Here is a 26,173-nt window from a genome sequence, read left to right on the forward strand (position 1 = left end):
GGAGTACCCGGCGGCCTGTGCCAAATGACGCAACCTCAAGGCGCCCTCGCAGGCATCCGAGTCCTCGACATCTCCCGCATCCTCGGCGGCCCCTATTGCGGCCAGATCCTCGGCGACCACGGCGCCGACGTGCTCAAGGTCGAGCCACCGCAGGGCGACGACACGCGCACCTGGGGCCCGCCGTTCAAGGAAGGCGTGGCTTCGTACTACCACGGCCTGAACCGCAACAAGCGCGTGCAGCACCTCGACTTCTCGACCGAGGAAGGCCGCGACGCACTGATCGCTTTGGTGGCCGAGGCCGACGTGCTGATCGAGAACTTCAAGACCGGCACCATGGAGCGCTGGGGCATCGGCTACGAAGAACTGTCGAAACGCTTCCCGCGCCTCGTGTGGTGCCGCGTGTCCGGCTTCGGCGCCGACGGCCCGCTCGGCGCGCTGCCCGGCTACGACGCCGCCGTGCAGGCCATGACCGGCATCATGAGCATCAACGGCGAGGCCGACGGCGGTCCGCTGCGCGTGGGCCTGCCCGTGGTCGACATGGTGACAGGACTCAACGCCGTCATCGGCGTGCTGCTCGCGCTGCAGGAGCGCAACCGCAGCGGACGCGGACAGTTCGTGGAGGCGGCGCTTTACGACAGCGGCCTCTCGCTGCTGCACCCGCATGCGGCCAACTGGTTCATGGACGGCACCGCGCCGCGCCGCACGGGCAACGCGCATCCCAACATCTATCCGTACGACGCACTGGCCACGGGCACCGACCCCGTGTTCGTCGCGGTCGGCAACGACCGGCAGTTCGCGATCCTGTGCCGCTGCATCGGCCTGCCCGGCCTGGCGGACGATCCGCTCTACCGCACGGCCGGCGCGCGCTCGGTGCATCGCGATGGGCTCAAGCAGCAGCTCGAAGCGGCGATGGCGGCGTTCGACGGCCGCGCGCTCGTCGAGCAGCTGATGGCCGCCGGCGTGCCCGCCGCGCCGGTGCTGCCGGTCGATGCCGCGCTCCAGCACCCGCACACGCTGCACCGCGAGATGGTGGTCGAGATGCCCGGCGGCTACCGCGGCATCGGCGCGCCGGTCAAGCTGAGCCGCACGCCGGCAAGCTACCGGCATGCGCCGCTCACGCCGGGCAATGCCTTCCTGCCCCTGGACGAATCAGCGCAACAGTGAAGATCGCCCGCGGCCCATGCCGCAGTACGCAATGCCCGCAACCTGGGCAGGCCCGCGGCACCCGGCACTGGTGGCGGGAGCAGTTGTGCGATAAAAGCGGGATGCAAGTCTTCAAGTCAATGTCCGGACAGGAAAATTCGATGATGCCCGATGAAGTTGCCGCGCGATGCGCGCTGGTCCTGGAGACCAACAACCTGCGCGGCGGACCCGATGCCGAAGCCAGGGCGGGCACCAGCCTGCAGCGCCTGGTCGCCCTGCTGGCGAAGCAGAAGCTGCCGCTCGGCGCGCTCGCTCAGGTGGTCATCACGCACGACGGGCTGAGCCCCGCCACCTGCGAGGCCGTGAGCGCGCTCGCGGGCCGCCGGGTCGACTTCGTGCGCATCGACGCGAGCACCGGTTACTACGACGCCAAGAACGCCGGCTTCGCGGCCACCGATGCGCAGCGCTGCACGCACGTGGTGTTCGCCGATGCCGACTGCCTGCCCGACGACGACTGGCTGCTGCAGGTGCTGCTGCCGTTCACCAAGGCCGATGCCCCCGCCGTGGTGGCCGGCCGCACCAGCTACGCCGCGAACGTGGTGGGCACCGCCCTCACGACCATCGACTTCATGTACTTTCCCAATGCCGGCCACGCAGGCGCCACGAGCAACTTCTACGCGAACAACGTGGCCTTCCGCCGCGACGTGTTCGAAGAGCACAGCTACCAGGCGCTCGACGGCGTATACCGCGCGCACTGCCAGGTGCTGGGCATGCGGCTGAAGGCGGCGGGCGTGCCCATCCACTACGCCGCGCAGGCCCATACCGAACACCGCCTGCCCGACACGCGCGCCGAGGCGCTCAAGCTGCGCTGGATGCGCGGGCAGGACACGTACTCGCTCACGCCGCACCTGCTGCGCAGCTATGTGTCGCCGCGCTGGCAGTGGCTCGCGAAGAGCGGGCCGATCGGTCCGCTGTGCGTGCTGTTCACGCGGCTGGGTTTCAGCATGAAGGCGTTGAACCATCAAGACCTGCCGCCGCTGCGCGGACTGCGCTGGCTGGCGGGCGTGGCACTCATCCTGGGCTTCTCGGCCGTCGACATGCTGGGCGCGTTCGCGCGCGGCATCGGCTGGCACACCACCGGCCGCACCAACGCCGACGCGCAGGCACTTTCGTATCACCGGCCCTGATCGCCGCTGCCCAGAAGAACAACAACCAAAGACCATGCACATCCTCTCTTCGCTTTCCGTTCGCCGCGCGACGCTGGGCCTCGCGCTCGCGGGCGCCTTCACCCTGGCCAGCGCCGCCGACTTCACCGGCCGCGGCGTCTTCAACTTCGGGTCCGAAGCCGGCTGCCCCTTCGCCGCGCTCGCGGGCGCCGGCAACGACTGCAACCGCCTCGCCCTCGACGACGCCGACACCCACGCCGCGCTCGACCTCGCGGCGCACACCATCCGCTTCGCCAGCACCCGCAGCTACCCCGAGAAGACCATCGTGGGCGACGTGCTGCTGCAGGGCTCGGGCCGCGCGCGCGACGGCCAGCGCGTGCCGCTGACCTTCCACGCGCTGCTGAGCCGATCGGGCAGCGAATGGTCGGTGAGCAGCCATGCCCACTCGCCGGTGAGTGGCGAGTTCGACGACATCCGCATCGACCCGTACAAGGTGACGGTGAACGAGCCCGGCACCGAGCGCGTGATGCTCACCGCCGAGCAGATCGTCGAGGCGCTCGCCAAGCCCTCGCTGACCGCGCGCCTGGCCAACGTGCTGGTGCAGGTCGATGACAACCGTGCCGATGGCGCAAAGGATGCCGACATCACCATCGGCCTCGGTCTGGGCAAGGCCTCGAAGTCGGTGGCGCGCGCACGCTTTCGCGCACCGGGCGCCAAGGGGCGCGAGCTGGCCGAGGCCATACAGCAGGGCAACTGGACACTGGAACTGCAGGCCCTGAGCGGCCAGATTCCGCGCCAGGTGGTGCAGCGCGACCTGTTCCTGTATGGGCTCGAATCGCAGTCGCTGCTGCAGCCGCTGCTGCAGCGCGGCTTCCACAAGAACGAGAAGCTGGTGCTCGGCGCCACCAACGGCAAGGGCTACGTGCGCTACGACGGCCAGCAGCGCGAGTTCGCGGGCGCCGACGCCGCCGCGCGCGCCTTCCTGCAGGACAGCTTCATCGGGCTGGTGCTGGGCTGGCAGCAACAGCAGCAGCCCGCGAAGGCCAGGGCCAATGGCCGCTGACCCGGTCGGCACCGCAGCCGGCTTCGACTGCCTCGCCCCGCCTTCGTTGCGCGGCTGGCCCGCCCTGCAGGCGCGCCTCGTGCACCACGTCAAGCGCGCCGCGCTGCGCCAGCTGCACGCGAGCAACGCGGGCGAGATGCTGCTGCTGCGCTTCTACCTCGTGGGCGAGGAATCGTCCGAGCAGGCGCTGCAGCGCGAACTGCGCATCGCCCCGCCCGACTGGCTGGTGCGCCAGCTCGACCAGCACCTGGCCGACGAGCAATTGCACGCGCGGCTGTTCGCCGAAGCCATCGTCGAGCGCGGCGGCAGCGCGCAGGCCGCCGCATCGCCCGAAGAGGCGCCGCAGCCCGACTGGTTCAGCCGCCGCAAGCTCGCGCGCTGGCAGGCGCTCATTCGCCGCCACGCGCCGCACTTCGCGCACGGCGGGCTGGTGCCGGCCTATGCCATCGGCCTCGCGGCCGAGCAGATGGCCTCGCGCATCCTGCAGCGCCATTGCGCGCTGATCGGCAAGCAGCATGCGCTGCACCCGCTGCTGTCGCGCGTGCTGGCCGATGAGGACCGCCACATCCGCCTGTGCAGCCACACGCTGCAGCGCTGCGTGGCGCCGCATGAGCAGGCGCGGCTCGTGCAGCTGATGCGCGAGGTGCGCGACACCGAGCGCGGCTTCGGCATCACCGGCGCGGCCGGCATGTGGCTCGCCGGCGTGGCGCTGCGGCTGCGCCCCGGCGCGCCGCGGCCCGTCCAGCACCACGCCTGAGCGATGCCGCCGCGCATCCTCTACCTCGCGACCGCGGACGCGCGCGGCCACCTGATGCGCGCGCAGCTGCTCACGCACGCGCTGCGCGCAGCCGGCGCGCAGGTGCAGGTGCTCACCACGTCCGACGAAGGCGTGCGCTTCCTCGCCGGCTTCGGCATCGACGCGATCGTGCTCTCGTACCACTACGCGGTGCAGTTCGACGCGCAGCAGAACATGCTGCGCCACGAGACCGACCGCAACGTGGCGCACTACATGTTCCGGCCCGAACGCATGCTGCGCGACGTGTGGCGGCTGCGCGCGCATTTCCGCGATGCCGACCTGGTGGTGAACGACTCGTTCCACCCCGCGCTGCTGCTGATGGGCTGGCTGCCGTTCTGGCGGCGCAAGGTGGTGCACGTGTACGGCGCCAGCCTGCGGCGCGCGCTCGAAACCAATTTCAAGGGCCGCATGCCGGGCGCCATCGCGAAGCTGTTCGGCGGCATCGTGGCGTGGCAGATCGACCGCAGCCTCGCGCGCATCGAGCACGACTTCGCGTACGGCGAGCCGCAGCACGACGGGCGTGGCCGCCACCGGCTGGCCACGCCGGTCGCGGTGGTGGACGCCGTGGACCGGAGCGATGCCGCGCAGCATGCCGCCGCCGTGTACCTCAACCCGCATTTCAGGGAGCCGGCATTGGCCGACGGCCTCGAACAGGGCCTCGCCGACGCGGGCCTGCCCGCGCACTTCGTCGGCGAAGGCTACGCCCATCGGCCGCACTGGCATGCGCGCGACGAGCGCTGGATCGAGGCGGCCGCGCACAGCGCCTTCATCGTCTCCGCACCGGGCATGGCGGCGCTGTCCATCGCGGCGGTCTACTGCAGGCCGATCCTGCTGCTGCTGACCGACCAACCCGAGCAGGCGATCAACGCGGGCCGCGCGGCGCAACTCGGCCTGGCGCACCGCGTGGTGGTGTGGCGCGGCGATGCGCCGAAGTTCGCGCGGGCCGTGGCTGCTGCGGCCGGCGAGCTGCGCGCCGCGTCGGAGGACGCCTCGCACGCGACCGCGGGCCGCCAGGCCGCCATCGACCGGCTGCAGCATTGGGTCGCGCTGCTGTCGCGCCTGTCGGCCGCGCCGGCTAGCCGGTGACCCCGCGCGCCGAATCGACCAGCGCGCGGAACGCACGCGTCATCGCGCGCACCGGGGACATCTCGGACCATCGTGCCGGCCTGGCCTGCGGCGGTGCCGAGATCACGCCCCGGCCCATGCGCAGCGACACCTGCAGCTTCCTGAGCGTGAAGGCCGGTCGCACTGTGCCCCGGCGCACGCTGCCGCCGGGCCCGGTGCCGGCGACGACGAATTGCAGCACCAGGCACTTGCGCCCCGCTGCCGCTTCGACCTCGAACACCAGGCTGCGCCGCCGTGCGCCCGTGACGCGCTGGCCGGGCAGCACCACGCCGTCGAGCATCGCGTGGACGCCGGTGGCCTTGGCGTTGCTGCGGTAGTCGATGCGCACCTCGACGCGGTGCGGCTGCGGGTGCGACAGCGCGGGCAGCGGCACGACGAGGCAGGCCAGTTCGCCCTCGCTGCGCGCGCCCTCGCCATCGAAGCCCGACCAGCCGTGGCTCAGCCAGCTCATCGCCGGGCTGCCGGGGTGGAACAGATAGGGGCGGCCCGGCTGCAGCTCGGCCACTTCGGGCAGGCCGTGGGCCTGGTCGTCGAGACCCCAGCGCAGCAGGAAGGCGCGGTCGATCGCCGCCGCCGGCCAGGCCGGGAAGAGCTTCGGCGCGGCGTCGCCGTTGACGCCGCTCACGCCGCAGGCCGCGGCCATGAAGTCCATCGACCCCAGCGCGGCGCCCACCGGCATCCAGTCCGAGCAGGCTGCGGGCAGCAATGCGGCCGCGTTGCGGTCGGCACAGATCAGTGCGTGGGCGGGCTTGCGGAAGTAGCGCGCCTCGGTCAGCACACTCGACGACAGGCTGGCGGCGAAGTGCACGTTGGCCGCCGACAGCAGCGCGTAGGTGTTCCCCTGCGTCCACGCCACGTTGGGAATGGCGCGCGCGATGGGCGCCAGGTCGTGCAGCGCAGGTTCGTAAGGGTGCGGCTTGATGACCAGCAGGTCCACGCCGTTCGCCAGCTCGCGCAGCGGCGCGATCACGCTGGCCGGATGCATGGTGCGCCCGCCGCTGACCAATGACAGGTCGACCAGGCTCTGGCCGAAGAACAGCCCCACGCGCAGGCATGGATCGAACAGCGAATCCGCGCCGTGGCGCGCGAAGCGGCCCTTGAGCGCGCTCGCGTGGTTCCAGAACAGCTCTTCGTCCACGCGGCGTGCCAGCAGCGCGGCTTCGATGGCCGGGTCGTTGGTGCGCGTGCAGAAGTGCAGGTGCTCGGTGAAGCGGCGCGGATCGATCTCGATGTCGAGGTAGCTGGCACCGCTGCCGTCGATGCAGTGCTGCAGCGCGGGCGTGAGGCCCCAGCCGATCACGAGGCAGCCGGGCTCGAGCATCGGCAGGCCTCCGCGCCCGGCCAGCGGCAGCAGGTCGGCGATGCAGGCGCGCGCCCAGCCGGACGGGGTGCAGGGCAGTTCCAGCCCCTCCATGAGGCGCGCGACGTCGATGCCGCCGCCCTCGGACAGCGGTGCGATCTCCCGCACCGGCAGGCCCAGCCGGCCCAGTGCGGTGTCGAAAAAGCCCCGCAGGAAGCGCCGGTTGGCCGCGTGGTGCTGAAGCCCATTGGCGGGAGAGCGGAAGAAGTCGTCCGCAAGAATGACTTGATGGAACCGGCGAGTGGTCATGGGCCTCGGGAGGAGCGGCCTGCCCTTTTGCAAGCCGTCTCGCCGACCTTTTCTGTGCGATGCGCCAATCTAGGCAGCGACTCTTAGCGCGGCGTGAGAAAGGCGCCGCGCCTGCGCAAAGCTGGCGTAAAGGGCAGGCCCTGCGGGCTTCAGTCCAGCGACAGGTTGAGATCGCGGATCAACGGATGCCAGCGCGCCGACTCTCCCTGCAGCAGCGCCGCGAACTGCGCGGGTGCGTCGCCCACGGGCTCGGCGCCGAACTCGGCGAGCTTGCGCTGCACGGCGGGGTTGTGAATGGCGCTGGCCACCGATCGCTGCAGCCGCGCCACGATCTCCTCCGGCGTGTTGGCGGGCACCACCAGCCCCATGAGCGCGGCCGCCTCCACCTGCGGCATGCCAAGCTCGGCGAAGGTCGGCACGCCGGGCAGCTGTGCGAGGCGCGCGGGGTGCGCCACCGCGAGCGCGCGCAGCCTGCCGCTCTGGATGAAGCGGCGTGACGCGGCCAGGTCGCACATCATCACCGGCAGCTGGCCGCCGGCCACGTCGGCCAGCGCAGGCGCGGCGCCGCGGTAGGGCACGTGCACCATCTGCAGCCCGGCCTGCCGCTCGAGCAGCGCCATCGCGAGGTGCTGCGGGCTGCCGGTGCCGGCCGAGGCGAAGCTGACCTTGCCGGGAAATGCCCGCGCATCGTCGATGAAGGCCCGTGCGTCCTTCACGCCGCTGGACGGGCCGACCAGCAGCACCATCGGCAGCCGCCCCAGCAGGGTGACGGGCGCGAAGTCGCGCGAGGGGTTGTAGCTGAGGTTGCGGTACAGCGCCGGGTTGAACACCAGCGTGCCGTTGTCGGCCGACAGCAGCGTGTAGCCGTCGGCCGGTGCGCGCGCAGCCTCGATGGCACCGAGCGCGGTGTTGCCGCCCGCGCGGTTCTCGATGGTCACCGGCTGGCCCGCGTCGATGGCGAGCTGGGTGCCGATGGTGCGCGCGACGATGTCGGCGCCGGCCCCGGCGGGGTAGGGAACGATCCAGCGGATGGGCCTGGCGGGGTAGGCGAACTGCGAGGACTGCGATCCGGCCGCGCGGGGCAGCGCCGCCGCCGCAAGGGCGGCCATGGCCAGGAGGTGCAGCAGCAGCGGTCGGCGGGTCATGGGCGGGCGTCTCCGCCCCGATGTTAGGCCGGGTTCGGGCGGCCCTGCTGGTCTCGAGGCCTTGCCGCGCCGCTCCTCAGGGCGCGACAGGATTGCCGGGCGTACCGGCTTCGCGCAGCGAGGCCGGGGCGGCGGCCGGCGTGCGGTAGGTGACGTTCATGGCAGGCGCCGCGGCGGGCGCCACGGCGCCCGTCGGCGCCGCCTTGGGGTCGTAGAGCACCGCGCCCTTGCCGACCCCTGCGCCCACCGGCCCCACCCCGACGCCCACGCCGGCCGAGCCTGACACCTGCCCGCCGTTGTTCACGGCCACGCCGGCACCGAGCGGGCCGAAGCCGGTGTTGAGCCCCACCGAGAAATTGCCGTCCTTGGTGGCGCCCAGCCCGAGCGAGAGCCCGGGCACCAGCGGAATGCCGATGTGATAGTGCGAACAGCCGCCCGTCAGAAGCAACAGCAGCGCGGCCGGAACGACCGCCGCTGCGCAAAGGACGCGCGGCCGGGCGTTCACACCAGCAGCGCGTTGACGCGCCTCACGTACGCGGCGGGATCGGCCGGCAGCCCGCCTTCGGCGAGCAGCGCCTGGTCGAACAGGATGTTCGCGAGGTCGTCGAAGTGCGCGGAGCCTTCGAGCTTCTTCACCAGCGGATGCTCGGCGTTCACCTCGAGCACCGGCTTCAGCTCGGGCGCGGGCTGGCCGGCCTGCTTGAGCATGCGCGCGAGCTGCGTGCTCATGCCGCCGTCCTGCACCACGAGGCAGGCGGGCGAGTCGACCAGGCGCGTGGTCACGCGCACGTCCTCGGCCTTGTCCTTGAGGGCTTCCTTGAGCTTCTCGAGCAGGGGCTTGAACGACTCGGCGGCTTCCTCGGCGGCCTTCTTCTCGGACTCGTCCTGCAGCTTGCCGAGGTCGACCGCGCCCTTGGCCACGCTCTGCATCGGCGTGCCGTCGAACTCGTTGAGGTAGTTCAGCGCCCACTCGTCGACGCGGTCGGTCATGAGCAGCACCTCGATGCCCTTCTTCTTGAAGACCTCGAGCTGCGGGCTGTTCTTCGCGGCGGCGAGCGTGTCGGCCGTGATGTAGTAGATCGCGTCCTGGCCTTCCTTCATGCGCGCCTTGTAGTCGGCGAAACTCACGCTCACCGCATCGGTAGTGGTGGAGGCGTAGCGCAGCAGCTTGGCGATGCGGTCGCGGTTGCCGAAGTCTTCGCCCAGGCCTTCCTTCAGCACGGCGCCGAACTCGGCGTAGAACTTGGCGTACTTGCCCGATTCGTCGGCGGCCGCAACGGCGGCTTCGGCGGCGGTCGGCGCATTCTTGTCGACCACGTCGGTCACTGCCTCGGTCGGTTCGGGCGCGGGCACCGATTCGCCCGAGCCCACGTCGATCTTGCCCTCGCCGCTCTCGGGCGCGGTCTTCTGCTTCTTCGCCAGGTCTTCCAGCATGCCGAGCACGCGCTTGGTGCTGCCTTCGCGGATCGCCTTCACGTCGCGGCTTTCCTGCAGCAGCTCGCGGCTCACGTTGAGCGGCAGGTCGGCCGAGTCGATCACGCCCTTCACGAAGCGCAGGTAGCTGGGCATCAGCGCCTCGGCGTCGTCCATGATGAAGACGCGCTTCACGTAGAGCTTCACGCCCGCGCTCTTCTCGCGGTTCCAGAGGTCGAACGGCGCCTTGGCCGGGATGTAGAGCAGCTGCGTGTACTCGGTGCTGCCTTCCACGCGGTTGTGGCTCCAGGCGAGCGGCGCCTCGAAGTCGTGGCTGATGCTCTTGTAGAACTCCTCGTACTGCTCGGTGGTGATGTCCTTCTTGGGGCGGCTCCACAGGGCGTTGGCCTTGTTGACGGTTTCCCATTCGCCGGTCTTCACCATGTCGCCGGGCTGGTCGTTCTCGCCCTCTTTCCACTCTTCCTTTTCCATCAGGATGGGCAGGGAGATGTGGTCGGAGTACTTGCCGACGATCTGCTTGATCTTCCAGGCGTTGAGGTATTCGTCGGCGTCATCGCGCAGGTGCAGCGTGATGCTCGTGCCGCGCGCGGCGCGCGTGATGTCGGCCACCTCGAAGTCGCCGGCGCCGCCGCTGGCCCAGCGCACGCCCTGCTCGGCCGGCAGGCCCGCGCGGCGCGATTCGACGGTGATCTTGTCGGCCACGATGAAGCCCGAGTAGAAGCCCACGCCGAACTGGCCGATCAACTGCGCGTCGGCCTTCTGGTCGCCGCTCAGGCGGCTCATGAAGTCCTTGGTGCCGCTCTTGGCGATCGTGCCGAGGTTGTCGATGGCCTCCTGGCGCGACAGGCCGATGCCCTTGTCGGTGATCGTGAGGGTGCGCGCGGCCTTGTCGAACGACAGGCGCACGTCGAGTTCGGGCTGGTCTTCGTACAGCTCGGGATGGTCGAGCGCCTCGAAGCGCAGCTTGTCGCATGCGTCCGACGCGTTCGAGATCAGCTCGCGCAGGAAGATTTCCTTGTTCGAGTAGAGCGCATGCGTGACGAGGTGCAGCAGTTGCGCGACTTCGGCCTGGAACGGGAGTTTGGTGTTGGAGGAGTCAGCCATGGGAAAAAAAGATATCGAACAAAAAATTCTAAGTCCAGCCGCCAGGATCGGGCCGGGCTCGCCAAATTCGTGATCTGGGGCCTGTGTCCGGGAAATCAACAGGCTCCTGCGAACGGCCTACCGCGGCTGCGACTCGACTTCGCGCGTCCAGCGGTCGATCAGCCGCTTGCGCTCGGCCGCCTTCCCGTACTTCTCGAAGTCGTACTTGATGAGCTTCACGTCGGCCATCGAGGGGATGCGGGGGTCCGGCTTGAAGGTCTTGTTGGCCGGCGACTGCAGGCTGCCGACGGTTCCACCGATGGCCTGGCCCGCCGGGCTCATGAGCCAGTCGTAGTAGCGCTTTGCGTTCTCCTTGTTGCGCGCGCCCTTCACGAGCGCGATGCCGCCGACCTCGTAGCCCGTGCCTTCGCAGGGCGCGGCGGTCTTCACGGGAAATTTGTCATAACGCCAGCGCTCGAAGCCGAAGATGAAGCTCACGCCGATGGCCACTTCTCCCTTGGCCACGTTGGGCGCCTGCGCCTGCCCGCTGCGGGTGTAGCTGGTGACGTTGCGGTGCAGCTTCTTCAGGTACTCGAAGGCCGCGTCCTCGCCCATCTGCTGCACCAGGCCCGCGATGATGGTGTAGGCCGTGCCGCTGGAGGCCGGGTGCGAGATCTCGATCTCGCCCTTGTACTCGGGCCTGACCAGATCGGCCCAGCACTTCGGCTCGCGCAGCTTCTTTTTCTTGAGCAAATCGGTGTTGAAGCCGAAGCCGATGGCGCTCGTGTAGAAGCCGCCCACCATGTTCTGTGACAGCGCGTATTGCCGCACCGCCCAGTCGTGCAGGTCGTTGATGTAGGCCGGGCGGTAGGGTTCGAGCAGGCCCTGCTCGGCGGCCTGCAGGAACGGGTCGCCGGTGCCGCCCCACCAGATGTCGGTCTTGGGATTGGCGGCTTCCGCGCGCAGCTGCGCGCCGATCTCGCCAGTGCCCTTGTGCGCCTGCTGCACCTTGATGCCGGTCTCCCGCGTGAACGCCGCGGCCGCCGCTTCGCACCAACCCGCGTCGGTGCTGCACAGCGCGTTGACGGTGCCCTGCGCGGCGGCGTTCGGTGCGCCCAGGAGGGCCGTTGCCGCAACGCATGCGGCAGCGGCAAGGTGTCGGATGGGGTGCATGCGCGGGTCTCCTCGTGGTTCTTCGAAGGCGCAGGATAGCGCCCGCACGCAGTTTCAGGGGCCCTGGCCGTTCTGGCAGGTCGTCGAGACACCCTGAAGACAAGACCTTCAAAGACGCAACGCGGTTGCGAAATTGCACAAAACCGACCCATCCGTGAATAGATTCCGTTAGTGCGAAAGACGTGCTCGACGCCCCCTTCGGCCGTTCCTAGAATCCGCCCGCGCACGGGCTCGTGCCCTGCGCGTTTTCGCAACTTAATGATGGGATTTTATGGAACACAGTACCTACAAAAAATGGTCCGCGGAGTTCATTGGTACTTTCTGGCTCACGCTCGGAGGCTGCGGAAGCGCAGTTCTGGCCGCGGCCTTCCCGGGTGTCGGCATCGGCCTGCTCGGAGTCTCGCTTGCCTTCGGCCTCACGGTGGTAACGGGGGCCTATGCACTGGGCCCGATCTCGGGCGGGCACTTCAACCCGGCAGTGTCGATCGGCCTCGCGGCTGCGGGCCGCTTCAAGGCTTCGCAGCTCGCGGGCTACATCATGGCGCAGGTGCTCGGCGCCATCGCGGCGGCCGGCGTGCTCTATCTCATCGCCACGGGCAAGCCGGGCGCGGACATCGGCGGCTTCGCCACCAACGGTTTTGGCGAACACTCGCCGGGCAAGTACGGCATGACGGCCGCGCTGCTGTGCGAAGTGGTGATGACGGCCGTGTTCCTGATCGTGATCCTCGGGTCCACCGCCCGGCGCGCGGCCGGCGGCTTCGCGGGCCTTGCCATCGGCCTGTGCCTCACACTGATCCACCTGATCTCGATCCCGGTGACCAACACCTCGGTCAATCCGGCGCGCAGCACGGGCCCGGCCCTGTTCGGTCCGTCTTATGCCGTGTCGGAACTGTGGCTGTTCTGGGCGGCGCCCATCGCAGGCGCCATCATCGGCGCAGTGATCTACCGCGCACTGCTCAGCAGCGGCAACGACGACTGATCGTTGTCAGTGGCGGCGGTGCAGCTTCTTCTTCAGCTGCCGCTGCCCGACTTCACCATCGGCAGTGAGGTCGATTGCCCGATCGGCTCGGTGCCGGTCGGATGCGACGCCGCATAGGCGCCGGCCTGGACGTCGGCCACCGGCAGCGTCGAGTTCATGGCGGGTGCGCTGGTCGACTGGCCCACCGGCTCCGTGCCGCTCGGACGGGCCGCGGCCATCGCGCCGGACTGGACTTCGGGATTCTCTGGCGAGTTCATCTGCAGCGGATGGAAGTCCGAGCCATCGGTGGTCTCGGCCGATGCGGTAACTGCGCCCATCGCTGCCAGCGCAGCGAACGAACCGACGGCGAGAAGCTTGAAAGAAATGCGCATGACGTGCTCTCCTGAGGACAGGTTGTCTCCGGTCACCCGGCACGCGCGAACTGCGCGTGGCAGGACCTGAGTGCACTCTAGGCAGCCAGACTGAGGCGAAGGTGAGCGATGTGTTAGCAGCGCGTGAGCGGCGCGCTGCCCGCTACGCCGCCGCCGAGGGCAGATGCACGCGCGCCATCAGCCCCGGCCCGTCGACACGGTTGCACAGCTCGATGCGCAGGCCGTGCCGCTCGGCCGCCGTGCGCGCGATCGCAAGCCCGAGCCCGCTGCCGCCGGCCGCCGCACCCGGCACGCGAAAGAAGCGGTCGAACACGCGGCCGATCGCGGCCTGCGGAATGCCGGGGCCGTTGTCCAGCACATCCACCACTGCGACGCCTTCGACCCGGTGCAGCTTCACGTCGACCACGCCGCCTTCGGGCGCATAGCGCAGCGCGTTGTCGATGAGGTTGTCGAACACGCTGCGCAGCTCGGCGGCTGGAGCAAACACCACCGCGGCGATACTGCCCTCGAAACCGACGTCCACGCGCCGTGCATCGGCCAGCACCATCAGCTGGCTCACGCTCTCGCGCAGCAGCACCTCGATGTCGACGCGCTCGCGCGCATCGGCGCCCTGCGGCGGCGCATCCTGCCGCGACAGGTGCAGCAGCTGTTCGATCAGGTGCTGCGCGCGCGTGACGCCCGCTTCGAGCTGGTTGAAGCGCTCGGTGGCTTCGCCGGCCGGCACGTGCGCGCGCAGGTTCTCGATCTGCAGGCCGATGGCGGCCATCGGCGTGCGCAGTTCGTGGGCCGCGTCCTGCACGAAGCGCCGCTGCGTGGCGAAGGCGCTGCGCACGCGCGACAGCAGGTTGTTGAAGGCTCCCACCAGCGGCGCGATCTCGTCCGGCACGCGCGCGAGCGACAGCTCGGTGGGACTGCGTTCGTCCTGCGAGGCCACGTCGCGCGCCACCACGCGCAGCGTGCGCGAGGCGGCCGACACGATGATCCACAGGATCAACAGCGCCAGCGGCAGCAGCAGCGTGATCGGCAGGCCTTCGAGCAGAGCGCGGCGCAGGGCGCGGCGGCGGCGATAGTCCTCGTTCTGCAGCACCTGCACGCGCGGCTGGTCGGCGCGCGTGCCGGGTGGCGCGGTGAACACGCGCCAGGCGGAACCCGCGTGCGTACCGGTGTTCACGTCGCCGAAGCCGGGCTCGGCCTGCAGGGGCACCGTGAGCACGGGCCACGAGGTGGCGCGCAGCGTACGGCCATCGGCGCTCCAGATCTGCACGATGAAGGCGCCGCGCGAGAAGGCCGCCTCGCCGTCCATCGGGCGCGGCAGCTTCGCCGGATCGCTGCCCGCGTACGACTCGGCCACGAGGCGCATCTGTTCGTCCAGCGCGTTGTGCACGAGGTTGCCGTAGGCGACGAACGAGAACCACGCCGTGAGCATCGCCGCGCCCAGGTGCAGCGTGACGAGCCACAGCAGCAGCTGCGTGCGCAGCGAACGCGGCCGCCACCAGCGGCCGGTGCCGCGCACGCCGGGGTTCATGCGGCGACGCGCCAGCCCAGGCCGCGTACGTTGCGGATGGAATCGGCGCCGAGCTTGCGGCGCATGCCGTGAATGAGCACGTCGATCGCGTTGCTCGTGACTTCCTCGCCCCAGCCGTAGATGCGGTTCTCGAGCTGCTCGCGCGAAAGGATGGCGCCGGGCCGCTCCAGCAGCGCATGCAGCAGCGCGAACTCGCGCGCGGTGAGCGCCTCGCGCTCGCCGTTGGCCACCACTTCGCGCGTGGTGAGGTCGAGCTGCAATGCACCGCTGCCGACCAGCGAATGCGCCGCGCCGTCGCGGCGGCGCACGACGGCGCGCATGCGCGCAAGCAGCTCGCGAAACTCGAAGGGCTTGAGCAGGTAGTCGTCGGCGCCGAGGTCGAGGCTGTGGATGCGGTCGTCGAGGCCGTCGCGCGCGGTGAGCACCAGCACCGGAGTGGCGTCGCCGCGTTCGCGGGCGCGGCGCAGCACCTCGGTGCCGTCCTGCTTCGGCAGGCCGAGGTCGAGCAGCACGCAGGTGTAGCCGCCATCACCGAGCGCGCTCTGCGCCAGTTCGCCGTCGCGCACCCAATCCGCGGACCAGCCCGCGCCCTCGAGCGCCTGCTTGAGGCTGCGCCCGATCATTTCATCGTCTTCCACCAACAGCACGCGCATCGCGGCAACTCCTTCGGCCGCAAGGTAGCACGCGATCGGAATGATCGGAAGTGCCTGCGCCGCGGCGCAGCGTAGTGGCGCAGAGTTACGCGGGACTTAAAGGCCCTGTCTTGCTCCCTCAGAACTTCTCGTGCGGCCCGAGGTAGCGCCATTGCCCCACCGGCAGGTTGCCGAGCATCACCTTGCCGATGCGCACGCGCTTCAGCCCCACCACCTTCAGGCCGACCAGCTCGCACATGCGGCGGATCTGCCGCTTCTTGCCTTCGGTGAGCACGAAGCGCAGCTGCTCGGGGTTCTGCCATTCGACCCGCGCCGGCTTCAGCGCCTGCCCGTCGAGGCTCAGGCCGTGGCGCAGCTTCGCCAGCATGGCCGGTGGAAAGACCGCCTGCACGTTGGTGGTAACGGGATCGTCGTCGTCCATGCGCACCAGCTGGCCCGTGGGCGCGGGCTGGCCCAGGCCGTGGTAGGCCACGCGCACGAGGTATTCCTTCTCCATCACCGAGTCTTCGCCGATCAACTGGCGCGCGACGCGGCCGTCCTGCGTCATGACGAGCAGGCCGATGGAGTCGATGTCGAGCCGGCCGCACGGCGCGAGGCCGCGCAGCTGCTGGGGGCTGAAGAAGAAGCGCGCGTTGTCGTCGGCCCAGCGGTTCTGCGGCGTGAACAGCGTGACCGCGGGCTCGTGGCCGTCCTCGGCCTGCCCGCTCACGTAGCCGATGGGCTTGTTGATGAGGATGGTGACCTGGTTGGCCTGCTGGCCCTTGGCCGCCTTGTCGATCTCGATGCGGTCGGACGGCACGACCTTCACGCCCATCTCGGCCGGCTTGCCGTTCACCTTCACCCAGCCGTTGGCGATCCACTCGTCGGCCTCGCGGCGCGAGCACATTTTCAGTTCGGCCATGCGCTTGTTGAGGCGTACGGCACCAGCGGGGGAAGTGGAGGGCTCGGTCATCGGAAGGCTTGATCAATGTGCGGCACCGATGCTATCCTGAACGCAAGCGCGAGTTGATCGCGCCCTTTTTGGGGGATTCCCAAGTGAGCACACGCAAGTACCAGTACGCCATCGTCATCGGGCGCTTCCAGCCCGTCCATTTCGGACACCAAAGACTCATCGAAGAAGGCCTGCGCGCCGCCGATCGGGTCATCGTGGTGGTCGGCTCCGACCGCAAGCCACGCAGCGTCAAGAACCCCTTCACCTTCGACGAACGCGAACGCATGGTGCGCGCCTGCCTGCGCGGCACCGAGCAGATGCGCGTGAGCGTGGTGGGCGTGGGCGATTCGCCCTACAACGACCAGCTCTGGATCGCATCGATCCAGTCGGCGGTCGAGCGGCTCATCGTGCAGGACGGCCATGCGCCCGCCAAGACCAGGGTCGCGCTGGTGGGCCACCTGAAGGACGCGTCGAGCTACTACCTCAAGCTCTTCCCGCACTGGGAATTCGCCGGCCAGAACAGCGTGGAGAGCCTCAACGCCACCGACGTGCGCGGCCTCTACTTCGACCCCGAGAACCGCGGCCAACTGGCAAGGGCCGACCTGCCCGACGGCACCGCCGCCTTTCTCGAGCAATTCACGAACACCGCCGACTACGCCGAACTCTGCGAAGAGCGCGCCTTCCTCGTCGACTACCGCGACAAGTACCGTTATGCGGGCAGCGACTTTCCGCCGATCTACACCACGGTCGACGCCATCGTGGTCGAGGCGGGGCACATCCTGCTCGTGCAGCGAAAGTTCCATCCCGGCAAGGGCACCTGGGCGCTGCCCGGCGGCTTCGTCGGCCAGCACGAGCGCCTGCAGGACGCGGCCATCCGCGAGCTGAAGGAAGAAACCCGGCTCAAGGTGCCCGTGCCCGTGCTCAACGGCAGCATGAAGGCCAGCCACGTGTTCGACGCGCCCGACCGCTCGCAGCGCGGGCGCACCATCACGCACGGCTTCTTCTTCGAGCTGGCGCACAACCAGTGGACGGGCCTGTCGGAGGTGCGCGCCGACGACGATGCGGCCGAAGTGCGCTGGGTGCCGATCGCAGAATTCCTCGACATGCAGGACCGCATCTACGAAGACCACTTCTTCATCGCGAATCATTTTTTGGGTGGCCTGGGCAAGAACTGAAGTACAGACCAGGCTTTGTCAGCAAGAACGGCCCCGGTTGACGGGCGCCACAGTGAAAGGAGCTTTCACACATGAACCGCAATCTCACCTCCACGCCCCTGGGCAACAACCTGCTGCTTCGCACCGACTCCTACAAGGTGTCGCACTGGATGCAGTACCCGCCCGGCACGCAGACGGTGTACAGCTACATCGAATCGCGCGGCGGCATCTTCAGCCACTCTCTCTTCTTCGGCCTGCAGGCCTACCTGCGCGAATACCTGCAGACGCCGGTGACGCTGGCCGACGTGGAGGAAGCCGCCGCACTCATGGCCGTGCACGGCGAGCCTTTCAACCGCGAAGGCTGGCTGCGCCTGATCGAGAAGCATGGCGGGCTGATGCCGGTGCGCATCCGCGCGGTGCCCGAGGGCAGCGTGCTGCCGGTGCACAACGTGCTCGCGACCATCGAGAACACCGACCCCGAGTTCTTCTGGGTCACGAGTTTTCTCGAGACCGAGTTGCTGCGCGCCATCTGGTATCCAACCACGGTGGCCACGCTCTCGGCCGCCGCGCGCACCACGCTGCTGCGGTACCTCGAAGCGACCTGCGACGACCCGCAAGGGCAGATCGCCTTCAGGCTGCACGACTTCGGCGCGCGCGGCGTGTCGAGCCTCGAATCGGCCGCGCTCGGCGGCATGGCCCACCTGGTGAACTTCATGGGCACCGACACGCTGGCCGCACTGGTGGCCGCGCGCCGGTATTACGACTGCGACGTGGCGGGCTTCTCGATTCCCGCGGCCGAGCACAGCACCATCACGGGCTGGGGCCGCGACCATGAAGCCGACGCCTACAGCAACATGGTCGACCAGTTCGGCAAGCCCGGCGCGACCTTCGCGGTGGTGAGCGACAGCTACGACATCTTCAACGCCTGCGCGCGCATCTGGGGCGGCGAGCTGAAGGCGAAGGTGATGGCCTCGGGCGCGACGCTGGTGGTGCGGCCCGATTCGGGCGACCCGGCCGAAACCACGCTGAAGGTGGCGCAGATCCTGGCCGAGCGCTTCGGCACGACGACCAATGCCAAGGGATTTCGCGTGCTGAACAATGTGCGCATCATCCAGGGCGACGGCGTGAACCTCGACTCGCTGCGGTTGTGCCTGTCGAACTTCTTCCACAACGGCTTCTCGACCGAGAACATCTCCTTCGGCATGGGTGGCGGGCTGTTGCAGCAGGTCAACCGCGACACGATGCAGTGGGCGATGAAGTGTTCGGCCATGCAGGTGAACGGCGAGTGGCGCGACGTGTACAAGTCTCCCGTGGGCGATGTGGGCAAGGCCTCGAAGAAGGGGCGGCTCGCGCTGGTGAAGAACCTGCGCGGCGAGGTGCAAACATTGCGTGAAGAGGCGCTCTCGGCGGGGCAGAGCGATCTGCTGCAGACGGTGTTCGAGAACGGGCGCATCGTCGAGAGCACTGCGTTCGAGGCTGTTCGGGAGCGGGCGGCTATCGGGGTGAATCAGTTCATTACTTCTCGGGCGCCGCTCTGAGGCTTCAGGGGCGCGTGCACAGGACACCGGGTACTCCCCTCCGCGAATGTCCCCCGCTGCGCTCCTCCTTTATTTCGCTGCGGGGAGCACCCGGTGTCCTGTGCACGAGGGCGCGCTGCTGGTGTACCGCTGATCAACCAGTGCTCTGGACGATCACGCCGAAGCGGGGGACATTCGCGAAAAAGGTCACCGCGTCGGCGTGATCGCGCCCCAGACCCAAGCCCCCTGCAGCAGCAAGCAGAAGTGCCACACGCCATAGCCATAATCCGCGCAACTTCCGGAATTCATGACCAAACTCCTGATCCTCAGCGTGAGCGCCGGCAACGGCCACGTGCGTGCAGCACAGGCGCTTGCCGCCACCGCCCAGTCCCTCGCCCCGCCCTGCACAGCGGTCCACATCGACGCGATGGCCCACGTGGCCGGCGGCTTCCGCAAGGTTTACACCGACTGGTACATCCAACTGGTGAACCGCGCACCCGAGCTGTGGTCGTACCTGCACCAGCGCACCGACAGCACGCCGCACCACGCGCCCTCGCAGCGCCTGCGCCGCGGCATCGAACGGCTGAGCACCGGCGCCCTCGTGAAGGAGATTCGCCGCGAGAAGCCCGATGCCGTGGTCTGCACGCACTTCCTGCCGGCCGAGCTGCTGATGCGCGAACGCAACCGCGGCCGCATCGACTACCCGGTGTGGCTGCAGATCACCGACTACGACCTGCACAACATGTGGCTGGTGCCCGGCATGGCCGGCTACCTGGCCGCGACGGAAGAGGTGGCGTTCCGCCTGCGCGCGCGCGGCATTCCTGCGGACCGCATCCACGTCACCGGCATTCCGGTGATGCCGGCGTTTTCCGAACCCGATGTGCCGGCGCTCGCTCGCAACGCCTGCGTGGCGGAACTCGGCCTCGATCCTTCGCGGCCCGTGCTGCTGATGGCATCTGGCGGCGCGGGGGTCGGCGACCTGGCGAGCATGGTCGAACGCGTGCTCGGTCTCGGCGGTGAGGGCAACTTCCAGGTCATCGCCGTGGCGGGCCGCAACGTGGAAGCGCACGGCAAGCTCGAAGCGCTGGCCCAACGCTACCCGGGCCGCGTGGTGGCCATCGGCTTCACCAACGAGATGCACAAGATGATGGCCGCGGCCGACCTCGTCGTGACCAAGCCCGGCGGCCTCACGGTGTCCGAATGCCTGGCACTCGGCAAGCCGATGCTGCTGATCTCGCCCATTCCGGGGCAGGAGGAGCACAACGCCGGCTTCCTGATGGAGGAAGGCGCGGCCTGGCTTGCCTACGACGCCATCGGGCTCGACTACAAGGTGGCGCGCCTGATGGCCGACCCCGCCAAGCTCGCGCACATGGCCTCGCGCAGCCGGGCGCTGGGCAAGCCGCAGGCCGCGCGCGCGGTGCTGCAGCACGTGCTGGCTGCGCCGGCGGGAACGGCGGCGTGAGCGGCGCCGCCGAAAAGACGGGCGTGGCCCGCACGCTCGGCTACCTTGCATGGGTGGTCGTCATGGGCTTCTTCTTCGCCAACGCCGAGATCCAGATCGAAGGCGGCGCGGGCTGGGCCACGTCGCTGCCGACCTGGCGCATCGAGAACAGCATCTGGCTCGACCTGTTCTGGGGCGGCCGCGCGATGACCGGCTACCACGCATGGGTGTTCACCTTCATGGCGCTGGTGTTCTTCTCGCCGCTGGCCTTCAACGGGCGCTGGACGTGGCGCGACGTCGGATTGGCGGTGGCGGGGCTCATCGTGTTCTGGGTCTGCGAAGACTTCCTGTGGTTCATCATCAACCCGGCCTTCGGCTGGGCGCGCTTCAACGCGGTGGATGCGTTCTGGCACAAGCACTGGGTTTGGGGCGCGCCGGTGGACTATTGGGGCGGGCTCGCGGTGGCGGCGCTGATCCTGGGGACGCGGCACTGGCGGCGCGAGAAGAAGAAGCAATGACGAAGAAGCACAAGACGGCAGCAGCAACAGCCGAAGAAGGCATCGCCGACCCGCGCCCCGGCCACTGGGCCGACCCGCTGGACGAACTGCAGGTCGAGAACCTGCACCGCATCACGCCCACGCTCTACCGCAGCGCGCAGCCGCGGCGCGCCAACATGGCGGCGCTGCAATCGCTGGGCATCCGCACCGTGGTGAGCCTGCGCTCCTTCAACGACGACAGGAAGGTGTTCGCGGGCACCGGCATCCGGCTGGTGCGCGTGCCGATCAACACCTGGTCCATCGACGACGCCAAGGTGCTGCGCGCGCTGGTGGCGATCCGCGAGGCCGGGAAGCACGGCCCGGTGCTCATCCACTGCATGCACGGCGCCGACCGCACCGGCGTGATCGCGGCGGTCTACCGCATGGCGGTGCAGGACTGGGACAAGGACAGCGCGCGCCACGAGATGCTGCGCGGCGGCTACGGCTATCACACGCTATGGCGCAACATTCCGCGCTACATCGAGCGGCTCGACCCGGTGAAGATGCGCCACGCGCTGGCCCATGCGCCGGTGGTTCCCGTGGTGTCCTGAAGGCGCCAGCAGCTTTCGCACCCCGCTCCTATACTGGCCGCCCCGTGGCCACAGGCCATCTGCGAACCGTCTGAAAAGGGGTCTTCCATGGCACTGCAAATCCGCTCCCTCGTTCGCGCGAACGGCGAACTCGAACTCTCGCTGCACGACGACCCGATCCCCGAACCGCAGGCCCACGAAGTGGTGATCCGCGTCGAGGCGTCGCCATTGAACCCGTCGGACCTCGGCCTGCTGTTCGGTGCGGCCGACATGAGCACCGCCAAGACCTCGGGCACGGCCGAGCGCCCCGTCGTCACCGCCACCGTGCCAGCGCGTGTGCTTTCCGCCATGGCGGCGCGGCTCGACGAATCGATGCCGGTCGGCAACGAAGGCGCGGGCGTGGTGGTCAAGGCCGGTTCGTCGCCGGCCGCGCAGGCGCTGCTCGGCAAGACCGTGGCGGCCATCGGCGGCGCGATGTATTCGCAGTACCGCTGCCTCGCCGCTGCCCAGTGCATGGAACTGCCCGAAGGCACCACGCCGGCCGAAGGCGCTTCTTGCTTCGTGAACCCGCTCACCTCGCTGAGCATGGTCGAGACCATGCGCATGGAAGGCCACAAGGCGCTGGTGCACACGGCCGCCGCTTCGAACCTGGGCCAGATGCTCAACAAGATCTGCCAGAAGGACGGCATCGCGCTCGTCAACATCGTGCGCAAGCAGGAGCAGGAAGACCTGCTGCGCGGCCTGGGCGCGAAGTACGTGTGCAACGCGACCTCGCCCACCTTCCTCGAAGACCTGACGCAGGCATTGGTCGAGACCGGCGCCACGCTGGCCTTCGACGCCACCGGCGGCGGCAAGCTCGCCGGGCAGATCCTCGGCTGCATGGAAGCCGCCATCAACCGCACTGCCAAGGAATACAGCCGCTACGGTTCGACCACGCACAAGCAGGTGTACATCTACGGCGGCCTCGACCGCAGCCCGACCGAGTTCGTGCGCAACTTCGGCATGGCGTGGGGCATGGGCGGGTGGCTGCTGTTCCCGTTCCTCGGGAAGCTCGGCGACGAAGGCACGAAGCGTTTGAAGGCGCGCGTCGTCGCGGAGCTGAAGACCACGTTCGCGAGCAAGTACACGCGCGAGGTGTCGCTGGTCGAGGCGCTGCAGCTCGATGCGATCGGGGTTTATGGAAAGCAGGCTACGGGGGAGAAGTTCTTGCTGAATCCGAACAAGGGGGTTGCTGTTTGAACGTTGCGTTCTTTGGCCCGTTGGCGCGCTCACGCCGACGGGGGACATTCGCGCAGGGGAGTACCCGGTGCCCTGTGCACGCGCCCTGAACGCAAGCACCCGAGAGCTAAGCAACCAGCCGATACCCCACAGCCGTCTCGGTCAGCAGATGCCGAGGCTGCGCTGGATCGACTTCGAGCTTCTGCCGCAGATGCCCCATGTAGATCCGCAGGTAATGGCTCTGGTCGGTATGCGACGGCCCCCACACCTCGCGCAATAGCTGGCGTTGCGTCAACACGCGGCCCGCATTGGCGACCAGCACCGACAGCAGCCTGTATTCGGTCGGCGTCAGATGCACCTCGGTGCCTGCACGGCGAACGAGGCGCGCGGCACGGTCCAGCTCGATCTCGCCGAAGCGGAACAGCGCCTCGGGCACCTCGTCCGCGCTACCGCCCGCCGCACGCGGACGACGCAGGTTGGCTCGCACGCGCGCCAGCAGTTCACCGGTGCCGAAGGGCTTGGTGAGGTAGTCGTCCGCGCCCGCGTCGAGCGCGGCGATCTTGTCGGCCTCGTCGCTGCGCGCGGACAGCACGATGATCGGCACGGCCGACCAGCCGCGCACGTCGCGGATCAGCGAAACGCCGTCGCCATCGGGCAGCCCCAGGTCGAGCACGAGCAGGTCGGGCTGGCGCGTGCCCGCCGCGGCGAGCCCGTCGCGCAAACTGCCGGCTTCATGCACCACCCAGCCCTCGGCCTCGAGCGCACCGCGCACGAAGCGGCGTATCTGCGGCTCGTCTTCGATCACGATGGCGGTGGGCGATGGCATGGGTTCAGAGTTGTGCTTCGGCCGTTTCCGGTGGCTCCCGGCGCGGCAAGGTGACCGTGAATTCTGCACCGCCGCCCTGCACATTGGCTGCGGCAATGTCGCCGCCATGCGCGCTCACCACGGCCCGGCAGATGGCCAGGCCCAAGCCCACACCCGGCGTCGCCGACTCGGTTTCGCCGCGGGTGAACTTGTCGAACAGCTTCTGCTCGCGGCCCAGCAGCGCGACGGGCAGGCCCGGGCCGTGGTCGCGCACCTTGAGCACCAGCGTGCCCGGCTCGGCCCGCGCGCCGACGACGATGGGCGGCGCGCCGTACTTGGTGGCGTTCTCCAGCAAGTTGACCAGCACGCGCTCGATCAGCACCGCGTCGAACTCGACCAGCGGCAGCTCCGGGTCGAGCGCCGTGTGCACGACGGTGTTGCCCAACGCCGTGCGCGCCGCGCGGATGGCCGAGCCGACCACCTCCTCCACCGATTGCCAGTCGCGCCGCAGATTGACCGCACCGCCCGCGATGCCGCTTTCGAGCCGCGCCATGTCGAGCAGGTTGTTGACCAGCGCGTGCAGCTCGTGCGCCTGCGCGACGATGGCGCGCGCCGCTTCGGCTTGCGCTTCGGGCGGCAGCGTCTGCAACGATTCGGCCAGCGCGATCAACGCGGTGAGCGGCGTGCGCACGTCGTGCGAAATTGCGCCGAGCAAGGCGTTGCGCAGGCGCTCCGACTCCATCTCGACCACGGCCTGCTGCGCCACCTCGACGTAGTGCACGCGCTCCAGCGCAATCGCGATCTGCCGGGCCAGCGTGTCGAGCTGCTGCGCCTGCTCGGGAATGAGCAGCCAGCGCGGCTGCGCGGGCGACAGCGCGAGCACGCCGCGCACGCGCATCGGTGCCTGCAACGGCACGTAATGCCATGTCTGCGCGGCGAGCGTGGCGGTCGCGAGGCCGGCCGGCTGGCCGTGGCGGAAGGCCCAATCGGCGACCTGCGGATCGAAGCCTTCGGGTGCGTCTGCGGGTGGCACGAGCTGGTCGGTGGCGCCGGTCACGAGCACCAGCGCATCGCCGCCGAAGTGGCCCCGCACCGCAGCGGCGCCGAGCGCGACCACCTGCGAGCTTTCCAGCGCGGCGGACAGTTCGCGCGTCAGCTCGAACAGCGAACGCGCGCGCCGCTCGCGGCTGGTCGATACGCCGGCTGCGAAACGCAGGCCCGCCGTGAGCTGGCCCACCAGCAGGCCGACGCCGAGCATGATCGCGAAGGTCAGCACGTACTGCACGTCGCTCACCGCGAACGACAGCCGCGGCGGCACGAAGAAATAGTCGAAGGCCGCGACGTTGAGCGAGGCCGCCAGCGCCGAAGGGCCGCGCCCGAAGCGCATCGCCACACCCACCACGCCGAGCAGGAACAGCATGACGATGTTCGACAGTTCCAGCACGCTGGCCAGCGGCATGCAGACCAGCGTGAGCGCGATGCTGGTGCCCGCCGCCCATGCGTAGGCAGCCCAGTGGATGGGCGCCTTCTCGTGGTCGCCGCTGTCGATGTGCGAACTCTCCAGCGGGGCGCGAGAGAGGCGGCGCGAACTTTCCGCGCGGGCCACTTCCACGATGTCGAGCGTGGGTGCATGCGTTGCGAGCGCGCTCGACAACGGCGGCGCCATGCCGGGCCACCAGCGGCGCCATCCAGCGGCCGGCCCCGAACGCCCCAGCACCAGCGTTGCGCAATTGAGCCGGCGCGCCTGTTCGGCCAGTTGCTCAGCCACATCGGCGCCGGTGAGCACGGCCGTGGCCGCGCCCAGTTCTTCCGCCAGCTTGAGCACCGCGAGGATGCGGTCGCGCTCGGCCGCGGCCAGCCGCTGCAGCCGGGGCGTCTCGACGTACACCGCATGCCAGCGCACGTTGAGCTGGCCTGCGAGCCGTGCCGCGGTGCGCACGGTCTGCGCCGCGCCTTCATGCGGGCCGACGCACGCGAGGATCGCGCCCGAGGTGTTCCAGGCTTGCAGGCTGCGCCCATTGCCTCCGTTACCCGACTGCTCGATGCGCCAGCCGCGCACGTCGTCTTCCACATGCTCGGCCGTGCGGCGCAATGCGATCTCGCGCAGCGCGATCAGGTTGCCCTTGCGGAAGAAATTCTGCGCGGCGCGTTCGGCCTGCTGGGGCAGGTAGACCTTGCCGGCCGCCAGCCGCGCCGTGAGCTCGTCGGGCGTGACGTCGACCAGCACCACCTCGTCGGCCTCGTCCAGCACGGTGTCGGGCACGGTCTCGTGCACGCGCACGCCGGTGATGGCGCCGACCGTGCCGTTGAGGCTTTCGAGGTGCTGCACGTTGAGCGCGGACCACACGTCGACGCCTGCGGCCAGCAGCTCCTGCACGTCCTGCCAGCGCTTGGCGTGGCGCGAGCCGGGCGCGTTGGTGTGGGCCAACTCGTCGACCAACAGCACGGCGGGCTTGCGGGCGAGCGCGGCATCGAGGTCGAATTCGGCGAGGGTGCGGCCGCGGTAGGCCAGCTCGCGCAGCGGCAGCGCCTCGAGCCCCGAGAGCAGCGCGGCGGTTTCGCTGCGGCCGTGGGTCTCGGCCACGCCGATCAGCACGTCGCGCCCGATGGCGCGCTCGCGCTGCGCGGCACTCAGCATGGCCCAGGTCTTGCCGACACCCGCGCTGGCGCCAAAGTAGATGCGCAGCTTGCCGCGCTGCGCGCGCGCCTCGTCGCTGCGCAGCTGCGCGAGCAGGGCATCGGGGTCGGGGCGGTCGTCGGGCATCGGTGGCGGCAG

At 69.3% G+C, this 26,173-nt stretch carries 23 protein-coding genes; 12 read left to right on the forward strand and 11 right to left on the reverse strand.

Annotation, left to right across the window (positions count from 1 at the left end; genetic code table 11):
• Positions 1–24: 24 nt before the first annotated feature.
• The 5 genes from ASC92_RS14290 (at position 25) to ASC92_RS14310 (ending at position 5,254) form a co-directional block, all read left to right on the forward strand.
• The gene (locus ASC92_RS14290; RefSeq protein WP_056516546.1) at positions 25–1,164 is read left to right on the forward strand and encodes a CaiB/BaiF CoA transferase family protein; all 1,140 of its coding nucleotides are present in this window, start codon (positions 25–27) and stop codon (positions 1,162–1,164) included.
• 140 nt (positions 1,165–1,304) lie between these two features.
• Complete coding sequence (locus ASC92_RS14295; RefSeq protein ID WP_082519596.1) at positions 1,305–2,330, forward strand: glycosyltransferase; 1,026 nt, start codon at positions 1,305–1,307, stop codon at positions 2,328–2,330.
• Positions 2,331–2,364: 34 nt separating this feature from the next.
• Entirely contained in the window at positions 2,365–3,372 is a 1,008-nt protein-coding gene (locus ASC92_RS14300) for a hypothetical protein (protein ID WP_056516549.1), read from the forward strand.
• Entirely contained in the window at positions 3,362–4,129 is a 768-nt protein-coding gene (locus tag ASC92_RS14305) for a diiron oxygenase (protein WP_056516552.1), read from the forward strand. The genes ASC92_RS14300 and ASC92_RS14305 overlap by 11 nt, the downstream gene beginning before the upstream one ends.
• A 3-nt stretch (positions 4,130–4,132) precedes the next feature.
• A complete protein-coding gene (locus ASC92_RS14310; protein WP_056516554.1) occupies positions 4,133–5,254 on the forward strand; it encodes a hypothetical protein in 1,122 nt (373 codons plus the stop codon).
• Here ASC92_RS14310 and ASC92_RS14315 read toward each other — a convergent pair.
• The 5 genes from ASC92_RS14315 to ASC92_RS14335 form a co-directional block, all read right to left on the reverse strand.
• Positions 5,244–6,902, reverse strand: a complete 1,659-nt coding sequence (locus ASC92_RS14315; protein WP_056516557.1) for a hypothetical protein — start codon at positions 6,900–6,902, stop codon at positions 5,244–5,246. The two genes, ASC92_RS14310 and ASC92_RS14315, sit on opposite strands and share 11 nt — an antisense overlap.
• A 149-nt stretch (positions 6,903–7,051) precedes the next feature.
• Positions 7,052–8,047, reverse strand: coding sequence for a Bug family tripartite tricarboxylate transporter substrate binding protein (locus ASC92_RS14320; protein WP_056516560.1), 996 nt, complete (start codon positions 8,045–8,047; stop codon positions 7,052–7,054).
• Between the two features lie 76 nt (positions 8,048–8,123).
• Positions 8,124–8,552 (reverse strand): hypothetical protein, encoded by a 429-nt coding sequence (locus ASC92_RS14325; RefSeq protein ID WP_056516563.1) that lies wholly within the window; start codon positions 8,550–8,552, stop codon positions 8,124–8,126.
• Positions 8,549–10,585, reverse strand: a complete 2,037-nt coding sequence (gene htpG / locus ASC92_RS14330; protein ID WP_056516567.1) for a molecular chaperone HtpG — start codon at positions 10,583–10,585, stop codon at positions 8,549–8,551. The genes ASC92_RS14325 and htpG overlap by 4 nt, the downstream gene beginning before the upstream one ends.
• Before the next feature lie 117 nt (positions 10,586–10,702).
• Complete coding sequence (locus ASC92_RS14335; RefSeq protein ID WP_056516570.1) at positions 10,703–11,737, reverse strand: ABC transporter substrate-binding protein; 1,035 nt, start codon at positions 11,735–11,737, stop codon at positions 10,703–10,705.
• A gap of 271 nt (positions 11,738–12,008) precedes the next feature.
• On the opposite strand from ASC92_RS14335, the gene aqpZ reads away from it, so the two are divergent.
• Complete coding sequence (gene aqpZ, locus ASC92_RS14340) at positions 12,009–12,716, forward strand: aquaporin Z (protein ID WP_056516573.1); 708 nt, start codon at positions 12,009–12,011, stop codon at positions 12,714–12,716.
• 32 nt (positions 12,717–12,748) lie between these two features.
• Here aqpZ and ASC92_RS14345 read toward each other — a convergent pair whose 3' ends face one another.
• From ASC92_RS14345 to ASC92_RS14360, 4 genes are all read right to left on the reverse strand, one after another.
• On the reverse strand, positions 12,749–13,087 hold the full coding sequence (locus ASC92_RS14345; protein ID WP_056516578.1) for a hypothetical protein: 339 nt from the start codon (positions 13,085–13,087) through the stop codon (positions 12,749–12,751).
• Positions 13,088–13,229: 142 nt separating this feature from the next.
• The gene (locus ASC92_RS14350) at positions 13,230–14,612 is read right to left on the reverse strand and encodes a sensor histidine kinase (protein ID WP_056516580.1); all 1,383 of its coding nucleotides are present in this window, start codon (positions 14,610–14,612) and stop codon (positions 13,230–13,232) included.
• The gene (locus ASC92_RS14355; protein ID WP_056516584.1) at positions 14,609–15,265 is read right to left on the reverse strand and encodes a response regulator transcription factor; all 657 of its coding nucleotides are present in this window, start codon (positions 15,263–15,265) and stop codon (positions 14,609–14,611) included. Before ASC92_RS14355 ends, ASC92_RS14350 begins: the two co-directional genes overlap by 4 nt.
• A gap of 118 nt (positions 15,266–15,383) precedes the next feature.
• A complete protein-coding gene (locus ASC92_RS14360) occupies positions 15,384–16,217 on the reverse strand; it encodes a pseudouridine synthase (protein ID WP_056516587.1) in 834 nt (277 codons plus the stop codon).
• An 83-nt stretch (positions 16,218–16,300) separates the two neighbouring features.
• Between ASC92_RS14360 and ASC92_RS14365 the strand changes: the two genes are divergently transcribed.
• From ASC92_RS14365 to ASC92_RS14390, 6 genes are all read left to right on the forward strand, one after another.
• Entirely contained in the window at positions 16,301–17,371 is a 1,071-nt protein-coding gene (locus ASC92_RS14365) for a bifunctional nicotinamide-nucleotide adenylyltransferase/Nudix hydroxylase (RefSeq protein ID WP_056517810.1), read from the forward strand.
• 71 nt (positions 17,372–17,442) lie between these two features.
• Complete coding sequence (locus ASC92_RS14370; protein WP_056516590.1) at positions 17,443–18,888, forward strand: nicotinate phosphoribosyltransferase; 1,446 nt, start codon at positions 17,443–17,445, stop codon at positions 18,886–18,888.
• Between the two features lie 286 nt (positions 18,889–19,174).
• Positions 19,175–20,329: an MGDG synthase family glycosyltransferase gene (locus ASC92_RS14375; protein ID WP_056516592.1), complete on the forward strand. Its 1,155-nt coding sequence runs from the start codon at positions 19,175–19,177 to the stop codon at positions 20,327–20,329.
• Positions 20,326–20,826 (forward strand): hypothetical protein, encoded by a 501-nt coding sequence (locus ASC92_RS14380; protein ID WP_056516596.1) that lies wholly within the window; start codon positions 20,326–20,328, stop codon positions 20,824–20,826. The genes ASC92_RS14375 and ASC92_RS14380 overlap by 4 nt, the downstream gene beginning before the upstream one ends.
• On the forward strand, positions 20,823–21,395 hold the full coding sequence (locus ASC92_RS14385; RefSeq protein WP_056516599.1) for a dual specificity protein phosphatase family protein: 573 nt from the start codon (positions 20,823–20,825) through the stop codon (positions 21,393–21,395). The genes ASC92_RS14380 and ASC92_RS14385 overlap by 4 nt, the downstream gene beginning before the upstream one ends.
• Positions 21,396–21,482: 87 nt before the next feature.
• A complete protein-coding gene (locus ASC92_RS14390; protein WP_056516603.1) occupies positions 21,483–22,613 on the forward strand; it encodes a zinc-binding dehydrogenase in 1,131 nt (376 codons plus the stop codon).
• Positions 22,614–22,719: 106 nt separating this feature from the next.
• Here the strand turns inward: ASC92_RS14390 and kdpE are convergent, their stop codons facing one another.
• Positions 22,720–23,418, reverse strand: coding sequence for a two-component system response regulator KdpE (kdpE, locus tag ASC92_RS14395; RefSeq protein WP_056516605.1), 699 nt, complete (start codon positions 23,416–23,418; stop codon positions 22,720–22,722).
• A gap of 4 nt (positions 23,419–23,422) precedes the next feature.
• The gene (locus ASC92_RS14400; RefSeq protein ID WP_056516609.1) at positions 23,423–26,161 is read right to left on the reverse strand and encodes a DUF4118 domain-containing protein; all 2,739 of its coding nucleotides are present in this window, start codon (positions 26,159–26,161) and stop codon (positions 23,423–23,425) included.
• Between the last annotated feature and the right edge of the window lie 12 nt (positions 26,162–26,173).

It is taken from the genome of Variovorax sp. Root411 (assembly GCF_001425205.1).
GTDB lineage: Bacteria > Pseudomonadota > Gammaproteobacteria > Burkholderiales > Burkholderiaceae_C > Variovorax.